This is a genomic window from Spirochaetota bacterium, from assembly GCA_035477215.1.
GTDB lineage: Bacteria > Spirochaetota > UBA4802 > UBA4802 > UBA5368 > MVZN01.
Map to the genome: position 1 here is coordinate 46,760 of DATIKU010000047.1, position 20,877 is coordinate 67,636.

General features: G+C 59.5%; 15 protein-coding genes. 9 read left to right on the plus strand and 6 right to left on the minus strand.

Annotation, left to right across the window (positions count from 1 at the left end; all coding sequences use genetic code 11):
- Positions 1–66: 66 nt before the first annotated feature.
- From speE to VLM75_10990, 3 genes are all read left to right on the plus strand, one after another.
- On the plus strand, positions 67–924 hold the full coding sequence (gene speE / locus VLM75_10980; protein HSV97439.1) for a polyamine aminopropyltransferase: 858 nt from the start codon (positions 67–69) through the stop codon (positions 922–924).
- 93 nt (positions 925–1,017) lie between these two features.
- On the plus strand, positions 1,018–2,514 hold the full coding sequence (locus tag VLM75_10985) for an amino acid permease (GenBank protein HSV97440.1): 1,497 nt from the start codon (positions 1,018–1,020) through the stop codon (positions 2,512–2,514).
- 412 nt (positions 2,515–2,926) lie between these two features.
- Positions 2,927–3,997, plus strand: a complete 1,071-nt coding sequence (locus VLM75_10990) for a radical SAM protein (protein ID HSV97441.1) — start codon at positions 2,927–2,929, stop codon at positions 3,995–3,997.
- 238 nt (positions 3,998–4,235) lie between these two features.
- Here VLM75_10990 and VLM75_10995 read toward each other — a convergent pair whose 3' ends face one another.
- Positions 4,236–4,970, minus strand: a complete 735-nt coding sequence (locus VLM75_10995; protein HSV97442.1) for a carbon-nitrogen hydrolase family protein — start codon at positions 4,968–4,970, stop codon at positions 4,236–4,238.
- A gap of 219 nt (positions 4,971–5,189) precedes the next feature.
- On the opposite strand from VLM75_10995, the gene glgP reads away from it, so the two are divergent.
- A complete protein-coding gene (glgP, locus tag VLM75_11000; GenBank protein ID HSV97443.1) occupies positions 5,190–7,745 on the plus strand; it encodes an alpha-glucan family phosphorylase in 2,556 nt (851 codons plus the stop codon).
- A gap of 70 nt (positions 7,746–7,815) precedes the next feature.
- On the opposite strand, the gene carB is transcribed toward glgP, so the two are convergent.
- The 3 genes from carB to VLM75_11015 all read right to left on the minus strand — a co-directional run bounded on the left by carB (position 7,816) and on the right by VLM75_11015 (position 13,281).
- Positions 7,816–11,019 (minus strand): carbamoyl-phosphate synthase large subunit, encoded by a 3,204-nt coding sequence (gene carB / locus VLM75_11005; protein HSV97444.1) that lies wholly within the window; start codon positions 11,017–11,019, stop codon positions 7,816–7,818.
- Between the two features lie 90 nt (positions 11,020–11,109).
- Positions 11,110–12,480 (minus strand): DUF4080 domain-containing protein, encoded by a 1,371-nt coding sequence (locus VLM75_11010; protein ID HSV97445.1) that lies wholly within the window; start codon positions 12,478–12,480, stop codon positions 11,110–11,112.
- A gap of 48 nt (positions 12,481–12,528) precedes the next feature.
- A complete protein-coding gene (locus tag VLM75_11015; protein HSV97446.1) occupies positions 12,529–13,281 on the minus strand; it encodes a hypothetical protein in 753 nt (250 codons plus the stop codon).
- 283 nt (positions 13,282–13,564) lie between these two features.
- Between VLM75_11015 and VLM75_11020 the strand changes: the two genes are divergently transcribed.
- Positions 13,565–14,275 carry a hypothetical protein gene (locus VLM75_11020; protein HSV97447.1) on the plus strand — a complete coding sequence of 237 codons (711 nt, stop codon included), beginning with the start codon at positions 13,565–13,567 and terminating at the stop codon, positions 14,273–14,275.
- 63 nt (positions 14,276–14,338) lie between these two features.
- On the plus strand, positions 14,339–15,043 hold the full coding sequence (locus VLM75_11025; GenBank protein HSV97448.1) for a hypothetical protein: 705 nt from the start codon (positions 14,339–14,341) through the stop codon (positions 15,041–15,043).
- A 46-nt stretch (positions 15,044–15,089) separates the two neighbouring features.
- On the opposite strand, the gene VLM75_11030 is transcribed toward VLM75_11025, so the two are convergent.
- Positions 15,090–15,344, minus strand: coding sequence for a hypothetical protein (locus VLM75_11030; GenBank protein HSV97449.1), 255 nt, complete (start codon positions 15,342–15,344; stop codon positions 15,090–15,092).
- A gap of 238 nt (positions 15,345–15,582) precedes the next feature.
- Here VLM75_11030 and VLM75_11035 point away from each other — a divergent pair, with 238 nt between their 5' ends.
- The gene (locus VLM75_11035; GenBank protein ID HSV97450.1) at positions 15,583–16,080 is read left to right on the plus strand and encodes a YfcE family phosphodiesterase; all 498 of its coding nucleotides are present in this window, start codon (positions 15,583–15,585) and stop codon (positions 16,078–16,080) included.
- Here VLM75_11035 and VLM75_11040 read toward each other — a convergent pair.
- Positions 16,058–18,442 carry a PAS domain S-box protein gene (locus tag VLM75_11040; GenBank protein ID HSV97451.1) on the minus strand — a complete coding sequence of 795 codons (2,385 nt, stop codon included), beginning with the start codon at positions 18,440–18,442 and terminating at the stop codon, positions 16,058–16,060. The two genes, VLM75_11035 and VLM75_11040, sit on opposite strands and share 23 nt — an antisense overlap.
- Positions 18,443–18,479: 37 nt before the next feature.
- Here VLM75_11040 and VLM75_11045 point away from each other — a divergent pair, with 37 nt between their 5' ends.
- Both VLM75_11045 and VLM75_11050 read left to right on the plus strand, forming a co-directional pair.
- A complete protein-coding gene (locus tag VLM75_11045) occupies positions 18,480–18,770 on the plus strand; it encodes a hypothetical protein (protein ID HSV97452.1) in 291 nt (96 codons plus the stop codon).
- 204 nt (positions 18,771–18,974) lie between these two features.
- Positions 18,975–20,873 carry a propionyl-CoA synthetase gene (locus tag VLM75_11050; GenBank protein HSV97453.1) on the plus strand — a complete coding sequence of 633 codons (1,899 nt, stop codon included), beginning with the start codon at positions 18,975–18,977 and terminating at the stop codon, positions 20,871–20,873.
- Positions 20,874–20,877: the final 4 nt, after the last annotated feature.

A 20,877-nucleotide genomic window follows, 5' to 3' on the forward strand; every position in this document is an offset into this window, starting at 1 on the left:
ACGCCGCGGCGGCGCTTGCCGCCGCGGAACTTTCCGTCGCGACAATACTGATACAGGGAGGACGCCATGCGGATTGAATCGCAGTTATGGTTTGAAGAAATACTGGAAATCGCCAACGGCCGTGCGTTCAAGATTAAGATAAACGATATGATCGAGAGATTCGACTCGGAGTTTCAGCGCATCGAAATCTACGATACGAAACCGTTCGGAAAGATGCTTGTGCTCGACGGCGTTATCATGTGCACCGAGTGGGACGAACATTCCTACCACGAGATGATAGCGCACGTGCCCATGTTTACGCACCCGAAACCGGAGAATGTGCTGGTAATCGGCGGCGGCGACGGCGGCACCATCCGCGAGGCGCTGCGGCACCCCGGGACGAAACGCGTCGACATCTGCGAGATCGACGGCGATGTGGTGCGGCTGTGCAAAAAACACCTTCCCACCATGTCGTCATCCTTCGACGATCCACGAGTAACGCTCTATACCGAAGACGGCGCCAGGTTCATGAAGGAGCGCAAGGGCACCTATGACGTCATTTTGGTCGATTCGTCGGACCCCATCGGTCCCGCCGCGGTGCTTTTTTCAGAGGAGTTCTATGTGGATATGAAGGACGCGCTGAAGGACGACGGCCTCATCGCCACCCAGTGCGAGTCCTTCTTCTACCATGGCGATATCATCGAACGCATCACCGGTTACGCGAAAAAGCACTTCGCCATTCCCGGCTATTACTACACCGTGGTGCCCACCTATCCCAGCGGCATCATCGGCTACTGTTTCGCCTCGAAGAAATATCATCCAACAAAGGACTTCAGGCCGGAGCGGGTGAGCGCGATGCAGGCGCAGCTTCGCTATTACAACGCCGACCTTCACCGGGCGGCCTTTGCGCTGCCAAGCTTCATTCGGGACAGGATTAGGCTTTAGGCAAAATTAATCGTTGGATTAAATAGCCGTCCGGGGCGATAGTTGGCGGGCGCCGGTGTCCGGCCGGCGCCAAACAACTGCGGCAGGCCAATCATGAAGCGGCTTTTTCGGACTAAAAGCATTGAACGCCTCATCTCCGAATCGGAGAACACCGACCATAAACTGCGGCGGAGCCTTGGCCCGTGGTCGCTCGTCGCGCTCGGCATTGGCGCCATCATCGGAACCGGTGTCTTCATCCTTACCGGCACCGCCGCCGCGGGCGAGGTGCTGCAGTTCGAATCCATCCTCAAGGCGCCGCTTCTGGACGTGCTCATGCACGGCAAAAACGCCGTCAGCATGACGGGGCGCCCGGGCGCGGGGCCGGGTATAGCGCTTTCCTTTTTCCTTGTGGCGGTCGTCTGCGCTCTGGCCGGTCTCTGCTACGCCGAGCTCGCGTCCATGATTCCGGTCGCCGGGAGCGCCTACACGTATGCCTACGCCACAATGGGCGAGTTCGTCGCGTGGATCATCGGCTGGGACCTCATACTGGAATACGCGGTGAGCAACATGGCCTCCGCGGTGGGCTTCTCGGCCTACGTCCATTCGCTTTTACTGACCCTCGGGATACATCTTCCCGAGACGCTCATGCAGCCGGTGTTCGCCAACGGCACGCTCACCGGGGCGTACTTCAACCTGCCGGGCTTTCTCATCATCATGGTCATGACCATTATCCTCGTCATCGGCATCCGCGAGAGCGCAGGGGCGAACAACCTGATGGTAGTGGTGAAAATTACGGCCATACTCGTCTTCGTAATCGCCGCGAGCCGTTATATTGAGGTAAAGAACTGGAGCCCCTTCATGCCCAATGGCTGGCAGGGAGTGCTCACGGGCGGCGCGATCGTGTTTTTCACCTATATCGGCTTCGATTCGGTGTCCACCGCCTCGGAGGAGGCGCGAAACCCGCAGCGCGACATTCCCTTCGCCATCATCGCTTCGCTCATCGTCTGCGCCACGCTCTACGTGATGGTGGCGCTGGTGCTCACCGGCATCCAGCACTGGCCGACGCTGCGCAACGCGGCACCTGTCGCCAACGCCCTCAACGCCCTGGGCCTCGAGTCCGTGCAGCGCTGGGTGACCATCGGCGCTCTCACCGGCATGATAAGCTCCATGCTGGTCTATCAGTTCGGCCAGGCGCGCATCTGGTTCTGCATGTCGCGCGACGGCCTCCTGCCGGGCGCCTTCGCGCGCGTGCATCCGCGCTTCCGCACCCCGTACATAAGCACGTTGACGGCGGGGCTTTTCGTCGCGATCCCCGCGGGTCTCTTCGACATCGGCACGCTCGCCGACCTTTCGAACATCGGCACGCTCTTCGCCTTCACGCTGGTGTCGGTCAGCGTGCTCGTCTTCCGGCGCACCAGGCCGGACTACCGCCGCGTGTTCCGCACGCCCTGGGTGCCCTTCGTTCCGATCGCTTCGATTGTATGCTGCTTCATTCTCATGGCGAGCCTTCCCATCGAGACGTGGCTTCGCTTCTTCGTATGGCTTTCGATAGGGCTGGTTATTTACTTCGTCTACGGCAGGCGTCACAGCGCCTTCGAGCGCGTGGCGTGACGGCGGTCGGGCAGGGGCCGGTCCGGGATGCAGTACCGGAAGGCCCGGGTGTATGCATGTAAAACGGTGCCGGTCAGGCGATGCCCCGGCCTTTTTTGTTGTGAGCAGAGTGGCACTGCATAGGTCGCGGGTTTTCACTGTCGGTGAGAACTGACTTTGTAGAAGTCTGCGTCTTCGAGGACCAGGGCGATACGGAAATTACCACAGCGGTCGTCAGTATCGCAATTAACATCTTTAAAAAATGCCGGGGTATCGTTATTAAGTCACCCCTCCACCGTACTCTTTCCAGACCGTGCAATAAGTCCATACTCCGGATCGAAAGAAATACACACCCATGCCGGCGGTTTGTTTGACGAATACCTTTTTTTTATGTACATTGATCGAAAATAAACAAAAATGCAGGCACTGATTCATGAGCAGGGAAACGCGTCGTTCTTTTATCGGTAAAATGGTCATGATCGCGCTGGCCTTCGCGGGATGGAGTGGTTTTGGAAAGGGAACTAAAAGCGTCTTTTCTCAAAAAATGACGCCCGTGAAAGGAGGCAAAGCGCCCGTCGCGTCCTTCCGCCCGGGGTATCTTCGTCTTCACGAAACCGACGAGCTCAGAAAACGCGGCAGGGAATTATGGGCTATGATGAGCGCCTGCCGCCTCTGTCCCCGGGAGTGCGGGGTTAATCGGTTAAAGGGAACTGCCGGCTTTTGCGGTGCCGCTTCCGACCTGGTGATATCTTCCCACGGCCCGCACTATGGCGAGGAGCGCCCCCTGGTGGGAAGGGGCGGTTCGGGCGCCGTCTTCATGTCCCACTGCGGCCTTCGATGCGTGTTCTGCATCAACTGGGAAGTGGCGCACGAGGGCATGGGAAGCGCCGTCACGATTGAGCGGTTTGCCGCGATGATGCTTGAACTGCAACGGCGCGGCTGTTCCAATATCAACATCGTCACGCCCTCGCATTACTCGGCCCACGTGCTCCTGGCCCTTGACCGCGCCGCGTCCGGTGGACTGCGCCTCCCACTGGTGTACAACACCCATGGATGGGAGCGCCCTGAAATACTCCGGCTTCTGGACGGAGTTGTGGACATATACCTGCCCGATTTCAAATACGCCGACGGCGCTATGGCGGCGCGGTACTCTTCCGGTGCGCAATCGTACCCGGAAATTACGAGAAACGCACTTCGGGAAATGCACCGTCAGGTCGGCATCGCCCATCACGCGCCGGACGGGCTGATGTACCGGGGGCTCATGATACGTCATCTTGTCCTTCCGGGTAACGCGAGCGGAACAAGGGAAGTGCTTCGCTGGATTGCGGGAAACCTTCCACGGAACACCTATGTAAATCTCATGTCGCAGTACCGGCCGGTTTACCGCGCCGGGGAGTTTCCAGAGATAGCCAGGCGCGTCCGCAGAGGGGAATATGAAAACGCCGTCCGCTGGGCCCGGGAAGCCGGCCTTACCAACCTTGACATCCAGGCAAGCCCCTTTTGATCCGAATTGTGCATTCGACTCTTGTCCCGATAATGCGGAAAAATAGGGTTTGAGGTTACCGTATGAAATCCCTGTCACGAAAAAATAAAATTTTTTGGGACCACGGAGACAGGGCTTTCTTGCGGGGCGAGTGGACTTTTTTCAGGAGGGAACTTCCGATCGCAAGCCCTGTGTCGGGTGGAGACTTGCTCCGGATTGGGGTAAATTCCCGATATATTAAGTTTTGGTTTCGTTCGTTTTACTTGACCTCAACGCATTGCAGTCCCGCCTCAAACGGTATGATCATGGCGCTGTCCTCCTCCTCAGGCTTAACCCGGTAGAGCACGCCCTCCGGCGAGGCCACGAGGCTTCGCGCCTGCAGAAAGTTTTTATAGTCCGATTTCACGCCGCACACCTTGACAATGAGCGCGTCGGCGAGCCTCGCGCCGCGCACGAATATTTCCTCGTCGCGCCGGTGCTTGTCCTCCACGCTCTCCTCGCGTTTGAGCGAGAAGGTGGGAATGAAGATGATTTTCGCGCCGAGGCGCTTCATCTCGAGGAAGCTTTCATCCTTGAAAACATCGGCGCAGATGAGCACGCCGAAGGTTACGCCGCAGGCCGTAAAAACGCTGAACCGGTCGCCCGGCGTGATCTTTCCTTCCTCGGCGAAGAAGAGATTGCGCTTGCGGTAGAAGCCGAGGCGCTCCCCCCGCGAATAGACGAAGCTGGTGTTGTGAAGCAGGTCCCCGGCGAGCTCGGGCATGGTGCCGCCGACGACCGTGGTGTCGAAGGCGCGCGACATGACGCGCATGCGCGAGAGCTGACGCGCCTGGTTGTGCGCCGTCTGGACGTGGTTCCCGAGGCGTTTGTTGACGAAGAAGTACTCGGGAAAGCACATGAAGTGCGGTCCGAAGGCGCGGATCGGCGCCGCCTCCAGGTGCGTGAGGCGCTCGCCAAGCGGCATCTGGCACAGGACGATTCTGACCGTTTCCATGACGGGGAACCCTGCACCGGGCTTCGCCGGGTGTCAAACAGAAAAGAAGCGGCGGTTCAGAAGGTGCGGATTCGAATCCGCGCCTTCTGAACCGCCGCCCACTCAAAATAAATACTTGATATGCCCCTGAAGTTGGGCTTTACTGATCGAACGCGGCCGATAACGCCGCAATCCGGGCGCCGCGTCATCGCGGAGCGGCGCCGCGCATACGAGGTCTTGATGAGCAGAATCCAGAAATTCAGGGTCATACCATATCTTCCCGAAAGGCTTAAACCGCTCGAAAATATCGCACGCAACATGTGGTGGGTTTGGAATTACGAGGCTATTGAGCTCTTTCGCAGGCTCGATGTGGAGCTGTGGAGGGAGTACGACCATAATCCTGTGGCGCTGCTCGGCGCCATATCGCAGAAGGACCTGGACGCCGCCGCCGAATCCGAGAGCTTCCTGGCCCACATGCGCCGCGTCGAGGAGGAGCTGGACTGGCACCTCACCAAGAAGTCATGGTTCGAGGAGAACTATCCCGACTTCGAGGGCGGCGAGATCGCATATTTCTCGGCCGAGTTCGGCATCCACGAAAGCCTTCCGATCTACTCCGGGGGGCTCGGCGTTCTTGCCGGCGACCACCTCAAGTCGGCGAGCGAGCTCGGGCTTCCGCTCTACGGCGTGGGGCTTCTCTACAGGCTCGGGTATTTCCACCAGTATCTCACCATCGACGGCTGGCAGCAGGAGCGGTTCCCCGAAACGGATTTCTACAATATCCCGGTTACATTGCTGAAGGACGCTGCGGGGAAACCGCTGATGATATCGGTCGAGTTTCCCGGCAGGGACGTCCACGCACAGGTGTGGGAGGCGACGGTGGGGAGGGTGAGGCTTTATCTTCTCGACACCAACATCGACGCCAACGACATAGAGGACAAGGCGATCACCGACCAGCTCTATGGCGGCGACACGGAGATGCGTATAAAACAGGAAATGCTTCTGGGAATCGGGGGCGTGCGGGCGCTCGGGGCCCTGGGCAAGAACATCACCGTGTACCATATGAATGAAGGCCATTCGGCCTTCCTCGCCGTGGAGCGGATACACATGGCGATGACCTCGCACGATATGAACTTCAACGAGGCTCTCGAGTTCGTGTTTCCCGGGAACGTCTTCACCACGCACACGCCGGTTCCGGCCGGGAACGACCGCTTTGCTGCCGAGCTCATCGACAGGTACCTCTCGCATTATTACGGGAAGCTCGGCATCACACGCGAGGAGTTCCTCGCCCTGGGGCGCGAGAATCCTTTCGATAAAAGCGAGACCTTCTGTATGACGGTGCTGGCAATAAAGACCGCAGCCGCGTGCAACGGCGTTTCGAAGCTGCACGGCTCGGTGTCCCGCAACATGTGGAGGAACATCTGGCCCTCGCTCCCCGTGCACGAAGTGCCGGTCAGCCACGTCACCAACGGCGTGCAGATACTGTCGTGGACGTCGGACGAGATGATGCGCCTGCTCAACCGTTACCTGGGGCCGCGCTGGATCGACAACCCGGTGGACAAAGACATGTGGCTCAACGTCGACTCCATTCCCGACTCGGAGCTGTGGCGCTGCAGGGAGCGCCTGAGGGAGCGTCTGGTCGGCTTTTCGCGCAAGAAGCTCAAGGAGCAGCTCTATTCGCGGGGAGCGCCGAAGACCGAGGCCGAGAAGTCCGACGCGGTGCTCGACAGCGAGGCGCTCACCATCGGTTTCGCCCGGCGTTTCGCCACGTACAAGCGGGCGACACTCATCCTGCGCAGCATGCCGCGCCTGGAGAAGCTCCTCCTCGACAAGGAGCGGCCCATCCAGCTCGTCTTCGCCGGCAAGGCCCATCCCCGCGACGCGGCCGGGAAGGAGCTCATCAAGCATATCGTCAACCTGGTCCGCGATGACCGCTTCAGGAATAAGATCGTCTTCATAGAGGATTACGACGTCAATATCGCACGATACCTGGTGCAGGGCGTGGATATCTGGCTGAACACCCCCGTTCGGCCGCTCGAGGCCTCGGGCACCAGCGGCATGAAGGTCGTGCCCAACGGCGCTCTCAACATCAGCACGCTCGACGGCTGGTGGGTGGAGGGATACAACGGCACCAACGGCTGGGCCATCGGCAAGGGCGAGGAGTACGACGATTCCGATTACCAGGACGATGTGGAGAGCCTCTCGCTATACAACATCCTCGAAAAAGAGGTCATCCCCATGTTCTATAACCGCGGCGCCGACGGCCTCCCGCGCGAGTGGATAGGCCGGATCAAGGAGTCGATGAAGACGCTGTGCCCGCAGTTCAACACCAACCGCATGGTGCGGGAATACACGGAGCGCTATTACCTTAATGCCAACAAGAATTTCCGCAAGTTTTCGAATGATGGCTTCCGCAGGGCGCGCGATCTGGCCCAGTGGAGAAAGAAGGTCCGCGGCGCCTGGGGGAAGGTCGCCATAAAGGACATCATCTTCGGCGAGGAAAAGGAGGTTACGGTGGGAAGCAGACTCACCGTCAGGGGCATGGCGAACCTTGGCGACCTCACGCCTGAGGATGTGCAGGTGGAGCTTTATTTCGGCGGGCTTAACGCCGCCGGCGTCATTGTGGATGGCGTGGCGCTTCCAATGTACATGGCCGAAAAGACGGGCGACGGCCTGTTTGTATACGAAGGCCACATGCTCTGCCTCAAGTCCGGCCAGTTCGGGTGCACCGTGCGGGTCATTCCGGCGCACCGGGGCCTGGTGCGCAAGTTCGAACCGGGGCTTATCATGTGGGCGTAAGGCGCCTCCGGCGTCAACGGCCGCTGGTCCCGGCGCAGACATCTCCACTTCGTTCAACCGCCGGCCGGAATCAGGCCGGCGGTGCCGCGTGGTAGCTCTGCAGCGAGCGCACCTCAAGGTGCCCGTGCTCGCGGGCGCGTATGCTCTTTACCGCCGCCGTGGCCGCGGCCATGGTGGTGATATAGGGGATGCGATACTTGATCGCGGCCTTTCTGATATAGGAGTCGTCATGCTCGCTTTGCCGTCCCTGCGGCGAGTTGATGAGGAGGTGGATCTCGTTGTTCTTTATATGGTCGATGATGTTGGGCCGTCCCTGGTGGAGTTTCATCACCATCGTCGAATTCAGCCCGCTTTCGGCCATAAACCGGCCGGTGCCGTTGGTCGTCATGATGGTAAAGCCAAGGCCCGCGAGCTCCCGCGCCACCTCCAGGGCCTGCGGCCTGTCCTTCTTGTTGACGGTGATGAGCACGGTGCCGCGCATGGGCAGTATCTGCTGCGCGGCGGCCTGGGCCTTGAAGTAGGCCAGACCGAAGTTTTCCGACATCCCAAGCACCTCTCCGGTCGAGCGCATCTCGGGTCCCAGCACCGGGTCCACCTCCGAGAACATGTTAAACGGGAACACCGACTCCTTGACGCCGAAATGGCGTATGCGCACGCTCTTGAGCACCATGTCGATAATTTTGGAGCCCATCATCACGCGCGTGGCGATCTTCGCCATGGGGATGTTGCACACCTTGGAAACCAGCGGCACCGTGCGTGAGGCCCGCGGGTTGGCCTCGAGTATGTAGACCGTCTCTCCGAGGATTGCGTACTGGATGTTCATGAGGCCGACGACGTTGAGCTCGACGGCGATACGCCGTGTGTAATCCTCGATGGTCCAGATGTGCTTTTCGCCGATGCTCACCGGCGGAATGACACAGGCCGAATCGCCCGAGTGGATTCCCGCAAGCTCAATATGCTCCATCACCGCGGGGACGAAAGCGTTCTCTCCATCGCATATGGCGTCGGCCTCCGTCTCTATTGCGTTCTCGAGAAACTTGTCGATGAGAATGGGGCGCTCGGGCGAGACCTCCACCGCCGCCTCCATGTACTGCTTGAGCATTTCGGGATAGTGGATGATCTCCATGGCCCGCCCACCCAGGACGTACGACGGGCGCACGATGAGCGGATAGCCTATTTCCTCGCCGATTGAAAGCGCCTGCTTCAGGGTGCTCGCCATGCCCGAGCGGGGCTGGGGAATGCCGAGCCGGTCGATGACCTTGCGGAAGCGGTCGCGGTCCTCGGCCAGGTCGATGGATTCGGGCGTGGTGCCGATGATTTTTACACCCGCGCGCAACAGCTCGCCCGCGATGTTCAGCGGCGTCTGTCCGCCGAACTGGACGATGATTCCCTCGGGCTTCTCCTTTTCGTAGATGGAGAGCACGTCCTCCACGGTGAGCGGTTCGAAGTAGAGTTTGTCCGAGGTGTCGTAGTCGGTCGAGACCGTCTCGGGATTGCAGTTTACCATGATGGATTCGTAGCCCATGTCGCGGAGCGTGAAGGCCGCGTGAACGCAGCAGTAATCGAACTCGATCCCCTGGCCGATGCGGTTGGGGCCTCCGCCCAGCACCATGATCTTGCGGTGGTCGGAGACGCCGACGCGGTCCTCGCCGATATAGGTCGAATAATAGTATGCGGCGTTTTCCACGCCGCTCACCGGAATGGCGTCCCACGCCTGCCGTATTCCGAACGCAAGCCGGCGCTGCCGAAGTTCGCTTTCCGCCATTCCCGTTATCCGGGCGAGATACCGGTCCGAAAAGCCGTCACGCTTGGCCCTTCGGAGCAGTTCCTCCGGCAGATCCTTCCCCCCGTAAGCGAGTATTTCCTCTTCGAGGTCCACGAGCTCCTTCATCTGCTCGATGAACCAGCGCTTGATGTACGTCCTCGAGGAAAGCGTGTCGATGTCCGCGCCCTTGCGGAGCGCCTCATACATGATGAACTGACGCTCGCTGGTGGCGTCGCCGAGCATTGCCATAAGCTCATCGAGGCCGCGCTCGTGGAAGTCCCTGGCGAAGCCGAGGCCGTAGCGTCCGGTCTCCATGGAGCGTATGGCCTTATGCAGAGCCTCCTTGTAGTTTTTACCGATGCTCATGGCCTCGCCCACCGAGCGCATCTGCGTGCCGAGACGGTCCTGTACGCCCTCGAATTTCTCGAAGCCCCAGCGCGGGAATTTCACGACAACGTAGTCGCCCGAGGGCGTGTATTTGTCGAGCGTACCGTCGCGCCAGTAGGGGATCTCGTCGAGCGTAATCCCGCACGCCAGAAGCGACGAGACGAAGGCGATCGGAAAGCCGGTGGCCTTTGATGCCAGCGCCGACGAGCGGGAGGTGCGCGGATTGATCTCGATGACCACGATGCGGCCGGTGGCCGGGTCGTGGGCGAACTGCACGTTGGTTCCGCCGATCACCTCGATCGACTCGACGATTGAGTATGAATACTCTTGAAGTTTCTTCTGGAGCTCCGCGCTGATGGTGAGCATCGGAGCCACGCAGAACGAGTCGCCCGTGTGGACGCCCATTGCGTCGACGTTCTCGATGAAGCACACCGTTATCATCTTACCCTTCGAATCGCGCACAACCTCGAGTTCCAGTTCCTCCCAGCCGAGGACCGACTCCTCGACCAGTACCTGGCCCACCGGGCTCGCCGATAGCCCGCGCGATACGATGACGCGCAGCTCCTCCAGGTTATAGACGAGCCCGCCGCCGGTGCCGCCCATTGTGTAGGCGGGGCGGATGACCATTGGAAAGCCGATCCGCTCGGCGATTCTCTCGGCCTCCTGCACGCTGTAGGCCGGCTCGCTCTTCGGCGTGGCAATGCCGAGCCTGTTCATGGTTTCCTTGAAGGCGATACGGTCCTCGCCGCGCTCGATCGCGTCCGCCTGCACGCCGACGATTTGCACGCCGTATTTGTCGAGGATGCCCTTTTTGTGCAGTTCGGACGAGAGGTTGAGGGCGGTCTGGCCCCCGAGGTTGGGGAGGAGCGCATCGGGCCGCTCCTTTTCAATAATCATCTCCAGCATCTCCATGTTCAGCGGTTCGATGTAGGTGGCGTCAGCCATGTCGGGATCGGTCATGATCGTCGCCGGGTTGGAGTTGACCAGCACGATGGAATAACCGAGCGAGCGGAGCGCCTTGCAGGCCTGGGTTCCGGAATAATCAAACTCGCAGGCCTGTCCGATCACGATGGGGCCCGAACCGATTATGAGTATCTTGTTGATGTCGGTGCGTTTGGGCATGGGAATCCTCTATGGTTTAGCGTTACTGACAAGATATTAAGTACAGCTAAAATAGCGACGGGCGGGACGGCCTTCTGTCAACAAAAATATTCAGACCGCGGCGGCGAATGAGGCGAGGGTCCGGACCGCTATGCCGGGGTCTTTTTTGCGCGGATCGAGACCGCATTTTACCCAGTGGTCCGCAAGCGCGCGGAACATGGCGAAGGGGCCGGCAAAGCGCGGCGCGAGATTCAGAAGCATGTCGCGGAAGCGGCCCGAATTGTACAGCGAATCGACGAGGCCCTCCACGCGGTGAAGGAGGGCGATTTCGCCCGCAAAGAGCCAGCGGTTCGAGATGACCTCGTACGGCGGCTCGGGATTGAACGATAATTCATAGTCGACTGCGCGCTCGCGCATCTCGGTTCCCGGCAGTACCTTTAAAAAGCCGAGCTGCAGATGGTCCGGCCGAAGTGAATGCGCCTCGTCGAAGGAGCGCGCGATCGTTTCGAGGGTATCGTACGGAAGGCCGGCGATGAGGTCCAGGTGCGTGCGGATATTGCCCGGCGCGATAAGGCGCGCGATGGCGCGGCGCGATGCCGGCCAGTCCTCCGCGCGGTGCACCGCGCGGAGGGTCTCCTCGTTCGTGGACTGAACGCCGACTTCGAACTGGAAGAGCCCCGGCCGCGCGGTTTCGAGCAGAGCGAGGTCTTCGTCCGCGAGGAGCGCCGGATGCACTTCGAAATGGAAGCGTTTTTCCGTCCCCGAGTCGATGAGGTGCCGCCAGATCGCACGCGCCCGTTCGGGCCGGGCGTTGAAGGTGCGGTCGACGAACTTGACGGTGCCGGGCGCCTTCGCGATCAGAACGTCGAGCTCGCGAAGTACCATGGAGAGTTCGCGGAATTCCAGGCGCGCGTCGCCGCGCGATGAGAGGCAGTAGGCGCAGCGGTACGGACAACCGCGGCCGGACTCGTAATAGACGTAGCGGTTGGCGAAGCGCGCGAAGTCGGTGTCGTCGTAGAGGAAAGGGAGTTCGGTGAACGGAGGATTGGCGCCGCGGATGAGTCTCTCGCGGATGTTGAAATCACCCGAGGCGATTTTCCGAAAGGCCGCCTCGCCGGGGCCCGCCACCACGCAGTCGACCCCGCTCATCGAAAGCCACTCCGCGGGCGCGTGCGTGACCTCGGGCCCGCCGAGCACAACGCGACAATCGGGCAGTGCGGTCTTTATCCCCGGAAGAAGCCCGCGCACCACGCGTGCGTTCCAGATGTACACCGAGATTCCGACGAGGCCGGGACGCGAGGCGATGACGTCCGCGAGTATTCTGTTGGACGCTGCGTTTATGCTCGTTTCGAGGATTTCGATGCGCCGGTCGAGCCCGCGGCAGTACGCGCGCAGGGAGTAGAGCGCAGGATTGGAATGCGAGTAACGCGCATTGATGCCGAGGAGAATGATGTCCGGGTATTTCTCAATGCGCGTCGTCATGACGTAATGTACCGGCCGCCCGACGCAGGCCACGGGCGGCCGGGGCGCTTATTTTGCACGGATCTCCGAGATGCAGGTATCGCGGTATTTGCTTCCCGGATATACCGACAGAATCTCGATCGCGACGAAGGTCGTATGCTGATCGAGACAGGATGGGGACGGTTTCGTTTTTAGCGGTTTGTGCGCGGGAAGCAACAGCGGCTGATAACCGTTTATATCTTTAAGCTCAATCGTGTGCCGGGCGAGGACGGTGACATCCGTGAAGATTTCGGAGTACTGGCCCACCGCACAATCCACGGCCTGGAGAACATAGACGTTCGCCTTCCGCGGCCTGCCGTTTTCGCGATAGAGCTTTTCGGACTTGCCCAGTCCCGTCCATATCTCGAGCGGCGTTTTCGTGTCCACGCGGGCGATCACGATCTCGCCCGTGCCGTCGCCCTTCGCCCCCTCGGCCCAGCAGGTTTCAGGCGAGCCGTCGGTGAGCCGCCCGGCGGCGTACATGCAGCTCCACTCCATGTAGGCGCGTCTGGCCGGGAAGTCGTCTTCATCGTTTTCAGCGTCCGCCGGCGGCTTTGGTCTGGCCGGTGGTTTACCCGTGGCGGCGAGGGTCGACGTGGCCCAGGCGCACTGGTAGCCGTACCAGGGGTCAAGGGCGGGAATGACGTCACCGGGTTTAAGGCCTTTTTTAAGGGACTGCTTCGCGCACGCGCAGTCGCGTATCCCGTGGTAGGAGTGACCGGGGAAACCGCCCGCAGTGCACAGAAAGACCGACGCGGCGAAGACCAGAATGAAACGTTTCATGGCGCACCACCTCTCGAAAGATTGATTCCGGACAGCACAGGGTATGATAGTTTCTCCGGAATGTAAAGGATTAATCAGGGGGGAATCGCCAAGGCGTGGCGCCGGTCGCCCCAATTTCATGAAACACTATGTGTTGGAATGAGCCATTTGATCATCTCGTGATATCTCTTTACGCCACTCGCGGGGAATAACGATTGACTTTTTGCGGGTATGAACATAAAGGTATAAATGTACCGGTTCATAATATACAGGCGGCGCCATGCCGCATTCCCGGAGGGAAGGTATGAAACGAAATAAATCCGTGCTGTGCGCCGCGATGCTCGCGGTGCTGTTCGCGTTTTCCGCTGTCGCCCATGCGGCCGATCTCAGCGTAGGGGCATCCACCTGGTATTCATGGTGGCGTTTAGAGGATAGGGACGGGACGCAAACGTTCGACCCGGCCCTTCTTTACGGCCCGGTCCTTGCGCTCGGATTCGGCGGCCCCTGGAGTCTGTCCTCGATTTTTCTCTACGGCAGATTCGACATGGACAACGAGGGCGATAAGAGCGAGAAAATCGACCGCTACGATTCCGATACCGCGCTCAATTACTCCATCAACCGGTATATCAAGTTCTTCGGCGGCGCTAAGTTCATGGGCTATGCCATGCAGGGGAGCTCGTTTTCGCACATGGCGCTCGGTCCGGCGCTCGGCATAGGGGTAACCCTTCCGGTTTCCGACAGCCTTTTCATCCTGTGGAACGCCTCCGGGGCGTTTCTGTTCGGGAAGCACCAGGAGGAAGACAGCGGGGTGAAAATGAAATCGGATTACACCGAACCGGGCGTCAACACCAACCTGTCGCTCGCCTGGTACATCGAGTCCATGTCGACGACCATCACCCTGGGATTCCGATACCAGTTATTCGGGACGTTTTACAATAAGGAGGAGAACTTTACCGACATGACCCACCAGTTCTATGGTATAACGCTATCGGCCGTGTACGCGTTCGCGCTGTAACGGGGTCCCGGCGGGAAGGGCCCTGATGTTCTATCAGATTGGTTGATATATCAGGAGGATTGCATGAAAGCCTTGCGTCGCATCGTTCCCGGGCTGTTTATGATCGCTTTACTGCTGTTCCCCGTTGCCGCGGGCGCCGCCGATCTCAGCGTCGGCGGTTCGGTCTGGTACGCTTGGTATAGCGAAAACCAGATCAATAACAGCGACCCATCGGTGGATCCGACATTCCTCTACGGACCCGTGTTCGCTCTCGGCTTCGCCCCCAAATGGAGCCTCACGGCGGTGTTTTTGTACGGAGTCTACGATTATCCCATGATGTCGGGAGAAACCGAGCCGTTGCGACGGTACGACTCCGATATCGCACTCAATTATTCCATCAATCGTTACGTAAAGCTGTTCGGTGGTGCGAAAATAATGGGCTATACATTCGATAGCGGTAGCCATTACGGCGTGGGGCCTGCGCTCGGGCTGGGTGTTACCATCCCGCTTTCGGACAGCCTCTTCCTTCTATGGAATGTGTCGGGAGTGTACGGATTCGGTCGCGAGGAGCACGATGGGGGTTCGTCCTCGGACGCGCGCGAGGCTGGCTTCAATACGACGCTCTCGCTCGCGTACTACATCGAGTCGGCGTCCACCACAATCACCCTGGGAGGGCGTTATCAGTGGTTTAATATTAATTATGAGAAAGACGATCCCGACGAGTTTCCCGAATCGAATATAACTTTCTACGGAATCACGTTCTCGGCGGTGTATTCGTTCGAATTATGATCCTGGCTCGCCGCGGCCCGTGAACCAGGCCGCGGCGATAACGGGTCTACCTCTTTTCGAGCGAACCGTCCTTTATAACGACCGTTTCCGAGCCGCTCGCTTTGACGCTTCCCACCCCGACCACCTCGATCTCGCAGTCGGAGCACACGCTCATCTGTGTGGTGCTGCTCTCGATTGAAGTGTGCGTCGTGCCGCCCGAGTGGATCTTCACCTCGTAGCGGCGCGAGTCCTCGTTCCGTAAATCGACCGCCCAGACCGAGGCGGCGCATAAAAGTACGAGTAAAACCACGATCTTTTTCATCATCTCCTCCCTTTGTTTAATTTATACGCGGATGGGACACCCGGACGGCGTGGAAGTCAATTTCAATTTATCGCGGGCGGGGACGCGGCTCGGTAACGTTGAGCACGCCGCACACTGGCTTTTGTCCACGATATTTTCGGTCCACGGGAAAAGGAATTGCGCACCGCGCCCTTTTCCGCACTATTGGAAGGGGGGCGGGCGCGATCCATGGCCGGAAGCAGGGCGTCCGATGGGGGGCATGAAGATACTGGTAATTTCCGATTCACACGGCAGCGTCGTCATGTTGCAGCGCATAATCGAGCGCGAAGCCCAGTTCGATTGCCTCGTACACTGCGGCGACGGCGTTGCCGACCTGCTGAACGTGCGCCTTCCGCACGGCGTGCCGGTGACTCGCGTGTCGGGAAATGTGGACCGCGCGAGGGGAATAGTTCTTCCGGCGGCGGAGGCGCTGGAGGCGGAAGGGCTGCGCATTCTCGTAACGCACGGCGATGCCTTTCGGGTCGAGAACGATTATGGCATTCTCATTGAGGCGGCGAGGGCGCACGGGTTCGACCTGGCGCTGTTCGGACATACGCACATCAAGTATCTGAGGAACCACAGACCGGTTCTTTTCAATCCCGGGCCGGCCATCGGCGGATCATACGGAGTGGTTGAGATTCTGGATGGAGCGCCGGTTTTTCGTCATGAGCGCTGCGAGGACACCGAAGACGCGGCTACTGGAGGCTCCCTCGCTTGAGTGACGCGAACTCTCCTTCAAGCTTCATGAAGGCATCCACCACCGCGGAGTCGAAGTGTGTGCCCGAGCTTTCCTGGATAATGTTCACCGCGGTTTCGTGCGGATAGGCTTCCTTGTAAGGCCGCTTGCTGATAAGCGCGTCATAGACGTCCGAAACGGCCACGATCCGCGCGGAGAGCGGGATATCCCTGCCCTGAAGGCCCTGCGGATATCCAGTGCCGTCCCACCGCTCGTGGTGATAATAGGCGATCTCCTTTCCCAGGTTGAGGTATGACCTCCCGCGCACCTTCTTCTCCGCCTCGGCGATGGTGTCGCCGCCGATGACCGAATGCCGCTTGATGATCTCGAACTCGTCAGGCGAGAGGCGGGCCGGCTTGTGGAGTATCACGTCGGGGATGCCGACCTTTCCGATGTCGTGCAACGGGCACGAGTTTACCAGGTCGATTATGTAGTCCTCGGAGATGTAATCCCGGTATTCGTCGGTCAGCGAGAGCTCGCGCGCCAGTATCTCCGTGTACTTCATTATCCGCTCCAGGTGGAGCCCCGTCTCGATATCGCGATATTCCGCGAGCTTGGCGAGCGACACGATCGTGATGAGCTGCGCCTGCTGAAGCCTGAAGGTGAGCTCGCGCCACTTCTCTTCCAGGCGCGCCTTCTCTCCGTTGTCGAAAAAGAAGGCGATGACCGCGATCGGGCGGTCCTTCTCGTCCTTCATGGCCGACTCGATGTACATGATGTCGACGGCGCCTTCGCCCTTTTTGCGCATTTTCATCTCGCGGTTACGCTGGGCGGCGAGCGGGTCGCGCGATAAGAATTCGTGGTAGACGGGTCTGTCATCGTTTATCACGAATTCGGCTATATTCCTGTCCAGCGTCTCTGACGCACCGTATCCGAGTATGAGCGAGGCGCCGGTGTTCCAGCTCGTTATCTTTCCCGAGAGGTCGGTGGTGATGATGCCGATAAAATCGTTCTGGAGTATCTTCTCCTGGAAGGCCGAAAGGTTCCCCACCAGCGTCTCGAGGCTCTTGCGGCGGGTGATGTCGCGCGCGACGATCTGAAACCCCTGCATTTCGCGCGAGACGGAGTTAACCATCATCTCTATCCACAGCTCGCCGCGGGACTGGGTCTTCATCCGGAGCTCGAGCGGCTCGGTGGGCGAGCCGTTTTGCACGCTCGCGGCTATAACCTCCCTGACCCTCTCCCGGTGCGTCTGGGGAAAAAGCGAATAGAGATCGATGGCCTTGCCCCGCTTCGTCGAAAGCCCGGTCAGCTCGTGGAAGATGCGGTTGGAGTATTTGATCCTGCCGTCGTTGTTGCACAGGATGATCATGTCGCGCGAACACTCGACGAGGTTGCGGTACTTGAGCTCAGATTTGAAAAGCTTTTCCGAGTTGCGCTGGCGGCTGATTTCCACGGCGGCCGAATTGGCGAGGAAGCTGAAATACTCGAAGTTCTCCTCGAATGGCCCGTCATCGACCGAGATCGCGATCACGCCGACCGTGGCGTCCTGGGTTTTCAGCGGGAAAACCGCCTGCGATTGCCCGTTGAAGAGATATGCCGCCTCGGCGATCTCGTTGTCGAAGGCCGCCGGGAAACACTGCTTGAAAAATCCGAATACCTCGCGCTCGCCCCTGTAAAAGGCGGGTTTCCCGACGAGGGCCGTCTGAACGAAGGGATTGCCCGGGTTTTTACGCGGCCGCAGGTGCACGCCGGGGATCGCGATCTTGAAAATGCCGTTGAGCTTCTGTAAGATATCCGGCGGGTGTATCTTGAATATGTACATGTCCTCGTCCTCGAAGAGGGCGAAGGCCGTTGTCCGCGCTCCAAGCTCCTTGAATCCGCAGATGATCTTGTCGACGCTCTCGCGCATGTCGTGCGCGCCCTTGATCCCGTAAACCGTGTTCACCAGTACGGTGAGTTTTTTTTCCTTCTCCTGCTGCTCCTCATTCCGCCTGTTTATGGCGGCCTCGAGCTCATCCGCCCGGTGGCGCAGTTTTTGCTCGGAAATGACGCGTTCGGTGACGTCTTCAATGACGATCATGACCGCCTCGACACCACCGCGCGCCTTACCCAGGGGCATCGCCCTTTTACGGTAATGCGCAACGGCGCCGTTTCTCTCGCCTTTAAATTCGCAGGTGGATTCCTCGCCGGCAAGAAAAGTCTTCCGGGCGAGGCAGTCGGGGCAGGGCGTGTCGCGATCGTCGGGCGCGACCAGACGGTAACAGTGCTGCTTTTCCCCGCTCTCGTATGCGGGGAAGGTATCGCGGAACACGTTATTGCTGTCGAGTATCTCGAAATTTCGGTTGATTACGAAAACCGCGTTCGGATCGGCGTCGAATACGCTGCGAGAAATATCGGCCATGTTATGCGTCGACGCGCCCTGGAGCACCGAGTTGTCGATGGAACGAGTACCGAAAGGATTTCTGGAATCCCTGCGCATGTCTGCAGCCAGCCGCCATCACATTCTATTTTTGAGCGGGATTGTCGTATTCCTTGGTAATACCTATCGGAAAGATTGCCGGGTATTAATAGACAAAAAAGAGGGGTTGGCCGACCGAGAGGCCGAGCCCGGCGCAGCGTTCCTTTTTCTTGGTGGTGTAAAACGGTTCGACGGCGCGTTTTTTCCGCTCAGCCGGGCGCGGACGTATTCACCAATCTGGGCGCGCCTTTTGGCAAAAAAGTCAAAATAAATACCTTACGGCCACGCGCTCCCGGGAAAATCTTTGGTTGACAACCAAAGATATTCCATTAGAAAGGTCTTGAAAGTAGTAATACCATTAAAGCCACAATAAGTAGTATTATAACATTAACTCGCAATAATGCGCACTTTTAATACGCTTTCGTTTAAAACCGGAGGCGGGCCGCAGGGTGTGCGTTAAGCAAGGAGGAATCGCATGAAGGGAGCGTATCAGAAGGCATACGAAGAATCGCTTAAAAATCCGGATGAATTCTGGGGAAGGGCGGCGAAGGCCGTGCACTGGGACCGGCCGTACGAAAAGGTGCTCGATGATTCAAAGAAGCCCTTTTACCGCTGGTTTACCGGCGGCGATCTGAACACCTGCTACAACGCGCTCGACCGCCACGTGCTGGGCGGAAGGGCGGATCAGGCGGCGCTGATCTATGACAGCCCGGTGACGGGGACCGTGGCGCGTTACACCTACCGCGAGCTCCTCGACAGGGTCGCGCTCTTTGCCGGGGTCCTTGCCGAAAACAGGGTCGGGAAGGGCGACACGGTGATCATCTACATGCCGATGATACCCGAGGCCCTCATCGCCATGCTCGCGTGCGCGCGCATCGGCGCTGTGCATTCGGTGGTGTTCGGCGGTTTTGCCCCCAACGAACTCGCGGTGCGGATAGATGACGCGCGGCCGGCGCTCATCGTCACGGCCTCGTGCGGGATAGAGGGCAAGAAGGTGATCGAATACAAGCCGCTCATCGACCGTGCCATCGACCTCGCCGAACACAAGGTAAAACGGACCATCATCTATCAGCGCCCCCAGGCGTCCGCGGCGCTTACCGAGGGGCGGGACGTCGACTGGGCCGAGGCCGAGAAAAAGGCGAAGCCGGCCGGCTGCGTGTCGCTGAAGGCAACCGATCCGCTGTATATACTCTACACCTCCGGGACCACCGGAATGCCCAAGGGCGTGGTGCGCGACAACGGCGGACACGCGGTGGCGCTCACCTGGAGCATGAAGAACATCTACGGAATGGAGCCTGGAGACGTATTCTGGGCCGCCTCGGACGTTGGCTGGGTGGTTGGCCACTCGTACATTGTGTACGGGCCGCTGCTGTACGGCTGCACCACCATCATGTACGAGGGCAAGCCCGTCGGCACCCCCGATCCGGGAGCTTTCTGGCGCGTGATATCCGACCACGGCGTCAGCGCACTCTTCACGGCGCCGACAGCCTTTCGCGCCATAAAGAAGGAAGACCCGAACGGCGAGTACCTTAAAAAATACGACCTGTCGAAGTTTCGAACGCTCTTCCTTGCCGGCGAGCGGCTCGATCCCGACACCTACCACTGGGCGAGCGCCATGCTGGGCAAGCCGGTCATCGACCACTGGTGGCAGACCGAAACCGGCTGGGCCATTGCCGCCAGCTGCATGGGGCTGGAGTCGCTGCCGATAAAGGCGGGTTCGCCTACCAAGCCGGTGCCCGGTTTCCATGTTGAGATTCTCGACGGCGACGGCAAATCCGTCCCAAACGGCACAGAGGGCGTGGTGGCCATCAGGCTGCCCCTGCCTCCGGGGACCTTCCCGACGCTCTGGAAGAACGACGACAAATTTCGCGAGTCATATCTCGACATCTACCCCGGCTATTACTTTACCGGTGACGGCGGCTACTACGACACCGACGGGTATATCTATATCATGGGGCGCGTCGATGACGTCATCAACGTGGCCGGGCACCGCCTGTCGACCGGCGCCATGGAGGAGATAATCTCACAGCACCCTGACGTCGCCGAGTGCGCCGTTGTGGGCGCGGCGGACACCTTCAAGGGGCAGCTGCCGCTGGGCTTCGTGGTGCTTAAAAGCGGCGTGGAGCGCGATCCGAACGAGATCGTGAACGACCTGGTGCGCATGGTGCGCGATCAGATCGGCGCGGTCGCGTGCTTCAAGCAGGCCGTTGTCGTGAAACGCCTGCCGAAAACACGGTCCGGAAAAATTCTGCGAGGGACTATGCGCAAGATAGCCGATGCGGAAACGTACGGCGTTCCCTCAACGATCGACGATCCGGTGGTTCTGGAGGAGATAAAGGATTCGCTTGGGTCGGCGGGGTACAAGAGGGCTTGAGTGG

Excerpts from the sequence above, each read along its gene's own strand:
- VLM75_11040 (HSV97451.1), bottom strand. The coding sequence starts at position 18,442 with ATGGCCGATATTTCTCGCAGCGTATTCGACGCCGATCCGAACGCGGTT.
- VLM75_11025 (HSV97448.1), top strand. The coding sequence starts at position 14,339 with ATGAAAGCCTTGCGTCGCATCGTTCCCGGGCTGTTTATGATCGCTTTA.
- carB (HSV97444.1), bottom strand. The coding sequence starts at position 11,019 with ATGCCCAAACGCACCGACATCAACAAGATACTCATAATCGGTTCGGGC.
- VLM75_10990 (HSV97441.1), top strand. The coding sequence starts at position 2,927 with ATGAGCAGGGAAACGCGTCGTTCTTTTATCGGTAAAATGGTCATGATC.
- VLM75_11050 (HSV97453.1), top strand. The coding sequence starts at position 18,975 with ATGAAGGGAGCGTATCAGAAGGCATACGAAGAATCGCTTAAAAATCCG.
- VLM75_11020 (HSV97447.1), top strand. The coding sequence starts at position 13,565 with ATGAAACGAAATAAATCCGTGCTGTGCGCCGCGATGCTCGCGGTGCTG.
- VLM75_11045 (HSV97452.1), top strand. The coding sequence starts at position 18,480 with ATGGAACGAGTACCGAAAGGATTTCTGGAATCCCTGCGCATGTCTGCA.
- glgP (HSV97443.1), top strand. The coding sequence starts at position 5,190 with ATGAGCAGAATCCAGAAATTCAGGGTCATACCATATCTTCCCGAAAGG.
- VLM75_11035 (HSV97450.1), top strand. The coding sequence starts at position 15,583 with ATGAAGATACTGGTAATTTCCGATTCACACGGCAGCGTCGTCATGTTG.
- VLM75_11030 (HSV97449.1), bottom strand. The coding sequence starts at position 15,344 with ATGAAAAAGATCGTGGTTTTACTCGTACTTTTATGCGCCGCCTCGGTC.
- speE (HSV97439.1), top strand. The coding sequence starts at position 67 with ATGCGGATTGAATCGCAGTTATGGTTTGAAGAAATACTGGAAATCGCC.
- VLM75_10995 (HSV97442.1), bottom strand. The coding sequence starts at position 4,970 with ATGGAAACGGTCAGAATCGTCCTGTGCCAGATGCCGCTTGGCGAGCGC.
- VLM75_11010 (HSV97445.1), bottom strand. The coding sequence starts at position 12,480 with ATGACGACGCGCATTGAGAAATACCCGGACATCATTCTCCTCGGCATC.
- VLM75_11015 (HSV97446.1), bottom strand. The coding sequence starts at position 13,281 with ATGAAACGTTTCATTCTGGTCTTCGCCGCGTCGGTCTTTCTGTGCACT.
- VLM75_10985 (HSV97440.1), top strand. The coding sequence starts at position 1,018 with ATGAAGCGGCTTTTTCGGACTAAAAGCATTGAACGCCTCATCTCCGAA.